This window comes from Enterobacter sp. KBR-315C3_2022 (genome assembly GCF_041399425.1).
Classification (GTDB): domain Bacteria; phylum Pseudomonadota; class Gammaproteobacteria; order Enterobacterales; family Enterobacteriaceae; genus Enterobacter.
The window spans coordinates 56,511-68,743 of sequence record NZ_JBGKEB010000012.1; the positions used below are offsets into that span (position 1 = coordinate 56,511).

The following is a 12,233-nucleotide window of genomic DNA, read 5'->3' on the forward strand; positions in this document are numbered from 1 at the left end:
TTCGTCCAGGCACGGCCGATCATACCTACATTGCATGTGTCCTGCTTTTAATTTTGGTGATGAACGTTTCCGTGAACGATAAGCCTTCCGCGACGTCACTATCAATCACGGAAATTCCAAATTCTTTGATGAGTTCAAGAAGTATTTCGTACGCCTGAATGAGCTCCAGCAGGCTCAAAAGGGTTCTTTTGTCGGCATTAGAGGGGAACGGATGGTTAACGGAGGACTGGTTAACAATCCATTCGAGGTTGGTTTTGATGGCTTCTACCTGTTCGTAGCTATACATATGTCATGGGCTTAAATCCTCATTTCAAGATTTTTGTGAAAAAAAGAACTGGGCCTCTCCGATGACGTCATGCTTGACGTGGAGAGGATATTTCACGCTATCGTGATAATCGTGAAGCTGTGATGGGGGGAGCGGCAGAAGCGGCTCCTTGTATATGGCGCGCCTGCTTGCATGACCCTCAAAGTGGTAGGAGGTGTACGATACAATTATGCAACATCTAGCCATATTAGCAAGGAGCCATTTGCGCAATCATGTTTCCCAGGCGTGCGGCGCAAAGAGATAGCCTTTGTTACGCACGGTTTTGATGCGGTAAGGCTCGGTAGCGTTATCCAGCAGCTTTTTGCGCAGGCGCGAAATCGCCACGTCAACGCTTCTGTCCATCCCGTCGTAGCTGACGCCGCGCAGGTTTTTCAGCAGCGCATCGCGGTCCATAATCTGTCCCGCATGGGTAGCCAGCTCCCACAGCAGGTCGAAATCTGCCGTTGAAAGCGCGATAAGCTCGCCGGACAGCAGCACCTGGCGGTTCACCGGATCGATGGAGAGGGTGCCAAAGCGCATCGCTTTATGCGGCGTGAGTGACGACGCGGGGGCTTCGCGCTCGCTGCTGGCACGCTGGCGCAGATGAAGGCGCAGGCGGGCAAGCAGCACGGCCGGCGGGGTGGTTTTCAGTATGTAGTCGTTGGCACCCATTTCCAGCGACAGAATATGGTTCATGTCGCTGTCCAGCGAGGTCAGCAACACGATAGGACCGTCCCACCGGGCGCGGAGATCGCGGCAGAGCGTCATCCCGTCTTTACCCGGCAGCATGATATCCAGCAGCACCAGATCCGGATTTTCGCGGGAAACGACCTCTTCGGCGCGATCGCCGCGAGGCTCCACGATAACGTCCATATCATGTTTGCCAAGATAGGCAGCAATCAGCTGCCCAACCTCTGGCTCGTCTTCCACATAAACAATCTTATTCATACAGCGTCTGTTATCGCGAAAAATGCCAACATACACCGCGAAACCTTAACCTGCCATTAATCTTTCAAAATTAACCCCGGTTCCGCTATGCTGCGTCATATTGTTACTTGAAAGTTATAGGAAAAATGATGGGACTGCTGCTCAAAGCCGCGCTGGGGGCGCTGGTGGTGTTGCTGATTGGCGTGCTGGCGAAAACGAAAAATTACTACATTGCCGGGCTGATTCCGCTGTTCCCGACCTTTGCGCTGATTGCGCATTATATCGTGGCGTCAGAGCGCGGCATCGAGGCCCTGCGCGCCACCATCGTGTTCGGCATGTGGTCGATTATTCCCTATTTTTTGTATCTTCTGTCGCTGTGGTACTTCACCGGCTTTATGCGCCTGCCCGTGGCGCTGTGCGGTGCGGTGGTCTGCTGGAGCCTCAGCGCCTGGGTCTTAATCTTCTTCTGGAGCCGCTTCCACTAGCGCAGCGGGCGCCCGCCGTCTACCGCAAAGGTTCTGCCGGTGACGTAGCAGCTGGTGAGCAGGTAGTCGACCAGGTCGATCACCTCTTTTTCTCCGGGCGCGATTTTCATCAGCGACTTATTGAGCGCCTGCTGGCGGTACTCCGCGTCATCGCCTTCGTTAAACAGGATCATCGCCGGAGCAATGGCGTTCACCTTGACCTCCGGCGCCAGCTTGCGGGCAAACGAGCGGGTCATATTATCCAGCGCGGCCTTGCTGGCCGCATAGGCAATATGCTTGTCGCTCCCGCGCTCCACGACGTAATCCGTAAAGTGAATAATATCCCCGGCCGCGTGCCCGTGGCCGCGCAGCAGATCCTGCAGAGCATGGTTGAGCAGGTAGGGCGCGTTGACGTGGACTTGCAGCATGCAGGCGAGCGTTTCACCGACCGGGGTGCCGGGCGTTTCTGCCTGCCACGCGCTGGCGTTATGAATTATCGCCCGCAGCCCGCCGGTTTTCGATTTTACCTGCTCGGCAAAGCGGAGAATGCCGTCGTCCGTGGAAAAATCGGCCTGAATGCAGATAGCACCCGCTTTTCGCAGCCCCTCAATGGAAGGGTATTCGCTGCGGTAGCTGACGATGACCGGATGGCGGAGGTTGAGGAAGTGATGGGCGAGGGCGAGGCCGATGCGTCGGCCTCCACCGGTAATCAAAATTGGGCGTTGCTGTGCGTTTCCCATCATTTTCTCCATTTCAGTTCAACAATGGGAAAGGCTTCGCTATCCCATTAGCATCCACGTTGCCGGCACGGCGGCAACCAGTAACAATCCAATCAACGCCATCTCGCGGCGCTTGAGCGCGTTTTCCAGCTGGTGGGTACGACGAGCGTAGATAAACACCAGCAGGCCCGGCGCGTACAGCACCACTGACAGCAGCAGGTGCATCGGGCCGGAAGCATATAACAACCATAGCCCGTAAACGCAGGCACCGACACCGACGATATAGTGCGCCGGTCGGGTCGCGATTTTTAGCAGATACGCGCCGACGAGGAAATAGGGTACCAGAATCATCTCGGAGGCGATGGTCAGCAGGGTGTTATAGTCCGAACCTGTGAGCCAGATCAGCACCAGGCAGACCTGCACGCTGATGTTGGTCAGCCACAGCGACGCCGACGGCGCATTGTTTTTATTCTGGCGCGCGAACAGGCGTGGAAACGCCTTGTGCGTCGCGGCCAGGAACGGCACTTCCGCCGCCATGATCGTCCAGCTCAGATAGGCGCCGCACACGGAGACAATCAGCCCCGCGGCAATCACCACGTCGCCCCACGGGCCGAGCATTTTCACCATCAGCCCGGCCATTGACGGATTGCGCATTTCGGCAAGCTCAGGACGCGCCACCACGCCGAGCGAGAGCAGCGTGACCAGCAGGTAAACGCCCAGCGCCGCCAGCACGGCCAGCAGCGTGGCGCGGCCCACGTCGCGCTTGTTGCGCGCGCGGGCGGAAACCACCACCGCGCCCTCCACGCCGATAAACACCCACAGGGTGATCAGCATGGTGTTTTTCACCTGTTCCCAGACGGGAACGCCAAGCGCGAGGCCGGTGAAGTCAAGGTTAAAGACGTCCAGGCGAAAGGCGATAAACGCCAGCACGATAAACAGGCCCAGCGGCACCAGCTTGGCGAGCGTCGCCACGAGGTTGATGCTGGCTGCGGTCTGAACGCCGCGCAGGATAAGCAGATGGACAATCCACAGCAGCACCGATGCGCCCACGATGGACTGCCAGGTATTGCCGTCGCCGAAAATACGCAGCTCGGGCGTATCGGTAAAGAAGCTGAGCGCCGAGAAGACGATCACCAGATAGGATACGTTGGCGATCACCGCGCACAGCCAGTAGCCCCAGGCGGAGCAGAAGCCAATCAGCTCGCCGAAGCCTGCGCGCGCGTAGGTGAAAATACCGCCGTCAAGATCGGGGCGAATGCGCGTTAGCAGCAGCATCGCAAAGGCCAGCAGCAGGATCCCCACGCCGGTAATGCCCCAGCCAATCAGCAGCGCGGCAGGGCTGGCGACTGCTGCCATATTCTGCGGCAAACTGAATACGCCCGCGCCCAGCATTGAGCTTAAAACGAGTGCAGTTAAAGCACTCAGGCCAAGTTTCTTTTCCATTGGCTTCCTGTTATGAAAGGTCCAAATCCAGAATAATTATTTCGCACAGGCGCATAAAAATGGTGGATCACACTAAGGCGCGGAATTTTACGGAGAGTCGTGGAGGCATGCAATGATATGCAACAGAAATTCATATAAAAGGGACAAAAAAAGGGGCAGCATGGCGCTGCCCCTGATGAAACCGCTTCGTTATTTGTACAGGTCGGCGCTGATGGTCATGTTGTTACCGCGTTCCTGCCACTGGCGGGTAATGTGGTAAAACTTCGCGCCTTTCTTCGCCGCACGCTTGGCAACCTGGTAAGAGACTTCCGTACCGTTGCCGTAGTTGCCGGTGAACTTGATGCTGTCGAACGGCACCATCTGCGCAGCGGTGGCGTTGTTCAGCTCTTCAACTTTAGTGCCGTCCGGCAGCGTGACGGTGTAACGGCCGCCTTTGGTGGTTTGCGTTTCAAAGAAACGGCCCACTTCAGCGCTCGGTGACGCCGTGGTCGCGACGCCAGGGATTTCAACCTTCTTCGCTTCTTCTCCGCCTTTCGCTAACGCCGCGCGGCCCGCGTCGGAGTCAGCAGGGATAGCGTCCGGGCTCTGCAGCACGCGTTTTTTCGCATCTTTTTTGTAGATGAACGCGGTAATACGCTGGTTGCCGCCCTGGTTCGCATCAACCTGGCGCACGATGTAGAACGCGTAAGCATCCTTCGCCTTCGCGGCCTTAGTGATAACGTCGTTAACTTCCGGCTGGCTGCGGTAGAAGCCCTGCACGGTCACGGTATCGTACGGCTCCAGCGCAATGGCCTGATCTTTCGGCAGCTCAACGATACCGTTAATCACGCGATTTTTCGGCTCATCGGCCGACGGCGCGTTCTCTTTATACAGCGCGATTGTCACGCGCTGGTTGCCGCTGTTGCCCTGATCGGATTGATCGAGCACGTAGAATGAGGCGGCGCCGTTTTTGTCAGCGGCTTTTGATGCCGCGTTAACCGCGTCGCCGATGGAGTTGAAACGACCCACAATGACCGTCTGGTCAAACGGCTTTAACGCTGCCGCTTGCTCCGGCGTTAACTCTGTCGCGGCATTCGCAGACAGGGCGGTCGCAGATAGAAGAGCGGACGCCAGGAGTGTGTTCTTAAGCTTCATAAAAATAGTCCTTCGCCTTGCGCAAACCATGTACTGGTATTGTTGTTAATTTGAAAACGGTCTCGATTATGGCATTTATCTCCCGTCGCTGTCTGCGCCATTTTTCACACCCTGTGCCCATGACCGGACGCGATTCGATAACATTTGCTCATATATTGAAAAAACAGACGTTTGACAAGCAAAACTGATAAAGCATATGACTTTTACAAGTTAATTTAATGTTAATGAGTTGTTCTCTTATGGCGCTATATCATGTTTTTACCGCCTCGCTTGCGCGATCTATCGGTTCTGGCAATGATTTAAAGGTTAATATCGCTGTCAGCGACGCCGAACGCCTATTTTTCACAGATAAAGTAAGAAATAGTGTTTTCAGGCGGTAGATCGCGGGCGCTATTTTCAGTAGGTTATAGAAAGTTTGTTACTGTTTAATTTTCCGGGGTTCATCATCCTTCGCCGTTATCACTCGCGTGAAAACTGACGCGGACCGCGGGCATTTATCGACAAACCATCATCAAAAACCGATGGAAGGGAAAACTATGCGTATTGGGGTACCAAAAGAACGGTTAGCCAATGAAACCCGCGTAGCGGCCACGCCGAAAACGGTGGAGCAGCTGCGTAAACTGGGTTTTACCGTCGCGATTGAAAGCGGCGCGGGCAAGCTGGCGAGCTTCGACGACGAAGCCTTTATTCAGGCTGGCGCGGAAATAGTGGACGGTGCTGAGGTGTGGCAATCACCGGTCGTATTGAAGGTGAACGCGCCGGAAGAGAGTGAGATTGCGCTGCTGAACGCGGGCACCACGCTGGTGAGCTTCGTCTGGCCTGCTCAGAATCCGGAACTGATGGAAAAGCTGGCGGCACGCGGCGTGACCGTAATGGCGATGGACTCCGTGCCGCGCATCTCGCGCGCGCAGTCTCTGGATGCGTTGAGCTCTATGGCCAACATCGCCGGGTACCGCGCGATCGTTGAGGCGGCACACGAGTTTGGCCGCTTCTTTACCGGTCAGATCACCGCGGCGGGCAAAGTTCCTCCGGCGAAAGTGATGGTGATTGGCGCAGGCGTAGCCGGTCTCGCCGCTATCGGCGCGGCGAACAGCCTGGGCGCTATCGTGCGCGCCTTTGATACCCGCCCTGAAGTGAAGGAGCAGGTACAAAGTATGGGCGCCGAGTTCCTTGAGCTGGACTTCAAGGAAGAGGCGGGCAGCGGCGACGGTTACGCGAAGGTGATGTCTGAGGCATTCATCAAAGCGGAAATGGCGCTTTTCGCCGCGCAGGCGAAAGAGGTCGATATTATCGTCACCACGGCGCTGATCCCTGGCAAACCGGCACCGAAGCTGATCACCCGCGAAATGGTGGATTCCATGCAGCCGGGCAGCGTGATTGTCGATCTGGCCGCGCAGAACGGCGGCAACTGTGAGTACACCGTGCCAAACCAGGTGACCACCACCGCCAACGGCGTGAAGGTCATCGGCTATACCGATCTGCCGGGCCGTCTGCCTACGCAATCCTCCCAGCTGTACGGCACCAACCTCGTCAACCTGCTGAAGCTGCTGTGCAAAGAGAAAGACGGCAACATCACCGTTGATTTTGACGACGTGGTGGTGCGCGGCGTGACGGTGGTGCGCGAAGGTGAAATCACCTGGCCTGCGCCGCCGATTCAGGTTTCGGCGCAGCCTCAGGCCGCACCGAAAGCCGCGCCAGAGCCTAAAGAACCGGCAAAACCGGCTTCGCCGTGGCGCAAATACGCCATCATGGCGCTGGTCATCATCCTGTTCGGCTGGCTGGCAGACGTGGCGCCGAAAGAGTTCCTCGGCCACTTTACCGTCTTCGCGCTCTCCTGCGTGGTGGGCTACTACGTGGTGTGGAACGTTTCCCATGCGCTGCATACGCCGCTGATGTCGGTTACCAACGCTATCTCCGGGATTATCGTGGTAGGGGCGCTGCTGCAAATTGGCCACGGCGGCTGGATCAGCTTCCTGAGCTTTATTGCCGTGCTGATCGCCAGTATCAATATTTTCGGTGGTTTCACCGTGACTCAGCGCATGCTGAAAATGTTTCGTAAAGGCTAAGGGGTAGCATATGTCTGGAGGATTAGTTACAGCCGCATACATTGTTGCTGCAATCCTGTTTATTTTCAGTCTGGCGGGACTTTCCAAACACGAAACGTCTCAGCAGGGAAATAACTTTGGTATCGCCGGGATGGCGATTGCGCTGGTTGCCACCATCTTCGGGCCGGACACCGGCAACGTGGCGTGGATCCTGGTGGCGATGATCATCGGCGGTGCGATTGGTATTCGTCTGGCAAAGCGCGTCGAGATGACCGAGATGCCGGAGCTGGTAGCCATTCTGCACAGCTTCGTGGGTCTGGCGGCGGTGCTGGTGGGCTTTAACAGCTACCTGTATCACGAACCGGGCCTGGAGCCGATTCTGGTCAACATCCACCTCACCGAAGTGTTCCTCGGCATCTTCATCGGTGCGGTGACCTTCACCGGGTCGATTGTGGCGTTCGGCAAGCTGCGCGGGAAGATTTCGTCTAAACCGCTGATGCTGCCTAACCGCCACAAGCTGAACCTGGCGGCGCTGGTGGTCTCTTTCCTGCTAATGGTGATCTTCGTACGCACCGAAAGCGTGGGCCTGCAGGTTCTTGCCCTGCTGGTGATGACCATCATCGCGCTGGCGTTTGGCTGGCATCTGGTCGCCTCGATCGGCGGGGCGGATATGCCGGTTGTGGTATCCATGCTGAACTCCTACTCCGGCTGGGCGGCAGCGGCGGCAGGCTTTATGCTGAGCAACGACCTGCTGATCGTGACCGGTGCGCTGGTCGGTTCTTCCGGTGCGATTCTGTCCTACATCATGTGTAAGGCGATGAACCGCTCGTTTATCAGCGTCATTGCGGGCGGCTTTGGTACCGACGGCTCTTCTACCGGCTCCGATGAGGAAGCGGGCGAACACCGCGAAATCAGCGCGGAAGAGACGGCGGACATGCTGAAAAACTCGCACACGGTCATCATTACCCCAGGCTACGGCATGGCGGTGGCGCAGGCGCAATATCCGGTGGCGGAAATCACCGAGAAGCTGCGCGCCCGCGGCATCAAGGTGCGCTTTGGTATTCACCCCGTAGCGGGTCGCCTGCCGGGACACATGAACGTGCTGCTGGCGGAAGCGAAAGTGCCTTACGACATCGTGCTGGAGATGGACGAAATCAACGATGATTTCTCCGATACCGACACCGTGCTGGTTATCGGGGCCAACGACACCGTGAACCCGGCGGCGCAGGACGATCCGCGCAGCCCAATCGCCGGAATGCCGGTTCTGGAAGTGTGGAAGGCGCAGAACGTGATCGTCTTCAAACGCTCGATGAACACCGGCTACGCTGGCGTTCAAAACCCGCTGTTCTTCAAGGAGAACACCCACATGCTGTTTGGCGATGCCAAGGCCAGCGTGGATGCAATTTTGAAATCACTCTGACAGGGTAAGGCCCGGTGGCGCAAGCTAACCGGGCCTACCAAAAACGCAGGCCGGGTCAGGCGAAGCCGCCACCCGGCAAAAAAAAACCGCCGGTACCCCGACGGTTTTTTTTCATCTAACGGGTTAATCGTCTTCGTCGTCGTCCAGCTCAACCGGCGTCTGGTACTGATCCGGCTTAATGACCAGCAGGTCACAGCGCAGGTGGTCGATTACCTGTTCTGCGGTGTTGCCGAGGAACGCGGCAGAAATGCCGGTGCGCCCCACGGTGCCCAGCACCACAATCCCCGCCTGCAGATGCTCTGCCAGATCCGGGATCACCTCTTCAGGTAAGCCTTTCTCTACGTGGGTCATTTTCTCGTCGATACTGAATTTCTGGCGCAGCGCTTTCATCGCCAGCAGGTGCTGGCCGCGAATGGCGTCGTTGTAGACGCTCGGGTCAAACTCCGGAAGTTCGATAGCGATGTTGATAGGCGTTACCGGATACGCCCCGACAAGATGGACTTCGGTGTGGTTCACCTGATCGGCAAGCTGGATTGTCTCTTTCACCAGCTTCTCGTTCAGCGAATTGTGATAATCCTCTTCGCTTGCCAGGTTGACGGCAACGACCGCTTTGCCGCCTTCCGGCCACGGCTGGTCTTTAACCATCCACACCGGGCAAGGGCATTTGCGCAGCAGGTGCCAGTCGGTTGGGGTGAAGATAACGGACTCCAGCTTGTCGTGCTGGTGCGCCATTTTCAGCAGCAGGTCGTGTTCGCCGGAGATAACTTCCTGAATAATGGCTTCGAAAGGTCTGTTGTGCCAGACAATTTTGATCTCGATAGGGACGCCCGCTTCCAGGTAATACTTCGCCTGCTCGCGGATCCACGCGGTGCGTTGACCGATCACGCCCTGACGCATCGCGGTACGTTCGTCTGGCGACAGAAGGGTGGTCATCTCGTATGAGAAGTCATAGATCGGCAAAAACGCTTTGATTTTGCCACCAATCCGTTGATGTAAATACACAGCACGCCGTAATGCGGGTTGATCGTCCTGGTTAGGATCGATGGCCACCAGCATGTTTTGATACTTTGTCATACAGGTCTCCTTACAACTGTCACCACAGTCTGTAATTCAAAGAGTAACCTATATATGTTGAATGAAACAGGGGGAGAGGTTTTGCCAGATCAATAATTACGAAAATTTATCGATCTGGCATCAACGGAGCGGGGAGCGTTATGCCACGTTGCGAGAGTGACCGGCGAGGATCGCCAGCGCTTCACCGTTTTCGATGGTGATGTATTTGCCTTTCACGGCCAGCATACCGCTTTTCTGGAAACGTCCCAGCAGGCGGCTGATGGTTTCAACGGTCAGGCCCAGGTAGTTACCGATATCGCCACGCGTCATGGTCAGACGGAACTCGCGCGGGGAGAAACCACGCTCCGCGAAACGGCGGGAGAGGTTATAGATAAAGGCAGCCAGACGCTCTTCCGCATTCTTTTTGGATAGCAGCAGGATCATGTCCTGATCGCCTTTGATCTCGCCGCTCATCAAACGCATCATCTGCTGGCGCAGGTTAGGCATTTTACCGGACAGATCGTCCAGCGTTTCGAACGGGATTTCGCAGACCATTGAGGTTTCCAGCGCCTGAGCGAAGCTCGGGTGGTGCCCCGTACCGATAGCGTCAAAGCCAACCAGATCGCCCGCCAGGTGGAAGCCGGTGATCTGCTCATCACCCTGTTCGGTGATGGTGTAGCTTTTAATGGTGCCAGAACGGATAGCATAGAGCGATTTCAGTTCGTCTCCCGCCTTAAACAGCGTCTGCCCTTTCTGAATCGGTTTCTTGCGCTCGATAATATTATCAAGCTGATCAAGCTCATGCTCATTCAGGGTAAACGGGATACAGAGCTGGCTGATGCTGCAATCCTGGCAATGGATAGCACAACCGCCAGACTGAATGCGTCGTATAATTCGCTTTTCCGGGATCATAGGTTTGCTCAAGCCTTAATTGATATTGGTCAATTTTAACATCTTTTTGGTAAGTACGTAAGCCTGGCAAACCGCCAATAAGAACAAGAGAGTGCAACGCGTTGCCATCTCTTTGATATTCCACAGATTGATTAAGGATTTTTAGCCTAAGCGGAAGAAAATTAAGCACTAAAAGCCTGGCGTCTAGAGCAAAAGATACCCTTCATGACGCAATAACCACTCCTTCCGCTGCACGCCGCCGGCATAGCCCGTCATGGTGCCGTTGCGGCCAATCACGCGGTGGCAGGGGACGACAATGCTGACGGGGTTAGAGCCATTTGCGGCGCCCACCGCGCGCGCTGCGCCTGCGCGTCCAAGCTGCTCCGCGAGCTGGCCGTAGTGCATGACGTGCCCGCAGGGGATCGCACGCAGAGCCCTCCAGACTTCGCGCTGGAACGGCGTTCCTCCCGTTGCGGTGGGAAGTTCGTTGATAATGCCAAGATCGCCTTCGAAGTAGGCCGCAAGCTTATCGCTCAGCCCGCCGGGGTTAGTCGCGCTAATTCGCTCATAGCCCTCGGCGCGATAGTGAATGTTGAGTAACTCCACCATGCGGTCGCTATGCTCTTCCCATTCGACGGCGCGCAGGCTGAACTGCTCGTCCGCGAGAATCCACAGCGGCCCGAGCGGGGTGGTGATTTTATCTTCGAGTAATCTCAGCATCCTCTTATCCTTTTATACGGCCCCGGATCTTTCCGCGATCCCGTTGGCAGAACGCCACAATATCACGCCAGCGGCGCTATCAGCCATACTCTGAAATGGTAAGTTTCATTTACTTTATGATAATTGAGCGATATATCCGGGAGCATTATAAAGAGGAGGGCAATAAATAACGGCGAAATTAAATAAGAAAATAAAAAAATAGAGTCTGTCGACATCAAACAGACCCTACAGTACACACAGCAGTATATCCTTTCGCATATCCCGCGAGTTTTGTCCGTCAGGCAGGTGTATTTAGTTATAACAGCTTATTGCCAAAATGAAAGGAGATTGAGTGACTGATTTCACGTATTTTTAACTTAAATTATATATTTTATTGCCGCTGAAATTTAAGTTAAGTTCTGTTTAATGTATTCACGAATTTATTTGATATATTCTTTATCCCTGATTGAGAAATATTGCTTATATAATAAAAGCTGTAGGCCGTTGAGGCGCGCTCCCGGCGCGGGTATAGTACAGGCTCAGATGTAGCCGGAGGATTTCCATGAACCCTGACGACAAATCCCTTTTTCTTGACGCCATGGAGGATGTCCAGCCCCTGAAGCGCTGCGCGGATATTCACTGGCAGCCGGGCCGCAACGCGCGTCCTCGCCAGGAGATCGACACCGAGCAGCTGGATAACTTCCTGACCCTCGGTTTTCTGGAACTGCTGCCGCTGGATGAGCCGCTGGCGTTTCAGCGCGAGGGCGTTCAGCAGGGGGTAATTGATAAGCTCCGTGCAGGTAAATACTCCCGCCAGGCCAGTCTGAACCTGCTACGCCAGCCCGTTGAGCAGTGCCGACAGATGCTGTTTTCCTTTATTCGCCAGGCAGGCCGCGACGGGTTACGCAATCTGATTGTCGTTCACGGTAAAGGGCGCGAGCAAAACGCCCATCCTAACGTGGTGCGCAGCTATCTGGCGCGCTGGCTCGCGGAGTTTGACGATGTGCAGGCGTTCTGCGTGGCGCTGCCGCATCACGGCGGCAGCGGGGCGTGCTACGTATCGCTGCGTAAATCAGATGAAGCTAAGCACGAGAACTGGGAGCGGCACGCCAAGCGCAGCCGCTAGGCTCCCGA

Annotated in this window: 12 protein-coding genes; 4 read left to right on the top strand and 8 right to left on the bottom strand. The window is 55.8% G+C overall.

Annotation, left to right across the window (positions count from 1 at the left end):
* Positions 1-25: 25 nt before the first annotated feature.
* Both AB8804_RS14115 and rstA read right to left on the bottom strand, forming a co-directional pair.
* On the bottom strand, positions 26-286 hold the full coding sequence (locus AB8804_RS14115; protein ID WP_371187147.1) for a hypothetical protein: 261 nt from the start codon (positions 284-286) through the stop codon (positions 26-28).
* A gap of 249 nt (positions 287-535) precedes the next feature.
* Positions 536-1,252, bottom strand: a complete 717-nt coding sequence (gene rstA / locus AB8804_RS14120; RefSeq protein ID WP_371187149.1) for a two-component system response regulator RstA — start codon at positions 1,250-1,252, stop codon at positions 536-538.
* A gap of 128 nt (positions 1,253-1,380) precedes the next feature.
* Between rstA and AB8804_RS14125 the strand changes: the two genes are divergently transcribed.
* Complete coding sequence (locus AB8804_RS14125; RefSeq protein WP_371187323.1) at positions 1,381-1,716, top strand: GlpM family protein; 336 nt, start codon at positions 1,381-1,383, stop codon at positions 1,714-1,716.
* Here the strand turns inward: AB8804_RS14125 and folM are convergent.
* From folM to ydgH, 3 genes are all read right to left on the bottom strand, one after another.
* Positions 1,713-2,435, bottom strand: coding sequence for a dihydromonapterin reductase (gene folM, locus AB8804_RS14130; protein WP_371187325.1), 723 nt, complete (start codon positions 2,433-2,435; stop codon positions 1,713-1,715). The genes AB8804_RS14125 and folM overlap by 4 nt on opposite strands.
* Positions 2,436-2,474: 39 nt before the next feature.
* The gene (locus tag AB8804_RS14135) at positions 2,475-3,857 is read right to left on the bottom strand and encodes an amino acid permease (protein WP_371187151.1); all 1,383 of its coding nucleotides are present in this window, start codon (positions 3,855-3,857) and stop codon (positions 2,475-2,477) included.
* Between the two features lie 189 nt (positions 3,858-4,046).
* Positions 4,047-4,991, bottom strand: a complete 945-nt coding sequence (ydgH, locus tag AB8804_RS14140; protein WP_371187154.1) for a DUF1471 family protein YdgH — start codon at positions 4,989-4,991, stop codon at positions 4,047-4,049.
* Positions 4,992-5,527: 536 nt separating this feature from the next.
* Between ydgH and pntA the strand changes: the two genes are divergently transcribed.
* Both pntA and pntB read left to right on the top strand, forming a co-directional pair.
* On the top strand, positions 5,528-7,057 hold the full coding sequence (pntA, locus tag AB8804_RS14145) for a Re/Si-specific NAD(P)(+) transhydrogenase subunit alpha (protein ID WP_371187156.1): 1,530 nt from the start codon (positions 5,528-5,530) through the stop codon (positions 7,055-7,057).
* Between the two features lie 10 nt (positions 7,058-7,067).
* Entirely contained in the window at positions 7,068-8,456 is a 1,389-nt protein-coding gene (gene pntB, locus AB8804_RS14150; RefSeq protein WP_371187158.1) for a Re/Si-specific NAD(P)(+) transhydrogenase subunit beta, read from the top strand.
* 123 nt (positions 8,457-8,579) lie between these two features.
* Here the strand turns inward: pntB and uspE are convergent, their stop codons facing one another.
* The 3 genes from uspE to ogt form a co-directional block, all read right to left on the bottom strand.
* Complete coding sequence (gene uspE / locus AB8804_RS14155; RefSeq protein ID WP_371187160.1) at positions 8,580-9,530, bottom strand: universal stress protein UspE; 951 nt, start codon at positions 9,528-9,530, stop codon at positions 8,580-8,582.
* Positions 9,531-9,668: 138 nt separating this feature from the next.
* The gene (fnr, locus tag AB8804_RS14160; protein WP_181623341.1) at positions 9,669-10,421 is read right to left on the bottom strand and encodes a fumarate/nitrate reduction transcriptional regulator Fnr; all 753 of its coding nucleotides are present in this window, start codon (positions 10,419-10,421) and stop codon (positions 9,669-9,671) included.
* A gap of 183 nt (positions 10,422-10,604) precedes the next feature.
* Entirely contained in the window at positions 10,605-11,120 is a 516-nt protein-coding gene (ogt, locus tag AB8804_RS14165; protein WP_371187163.1) for a methylated-DNA--[protein]-cysteine S-methyltransferase, read from the bottom strand.
* Between the two features lie 541 nt (positions 11,121-11,661).
* On the opposite strand from ogt, the gene smrA reads away from it, so the two are divergent.
* Positions 11,662-12,225 (top strand): DNA endonuclease SmrA, encoded by a 564-nt coding sequence (gene smrA / locus AB8804_RS14170; protein ID WP_371187165.1) that lies wholly within the window; start codon positions 11,662-11,664, stop codon positions 12,223-12,225.
* Positions 12,226-12,233 lie beyond the last annotated feature (8 nt).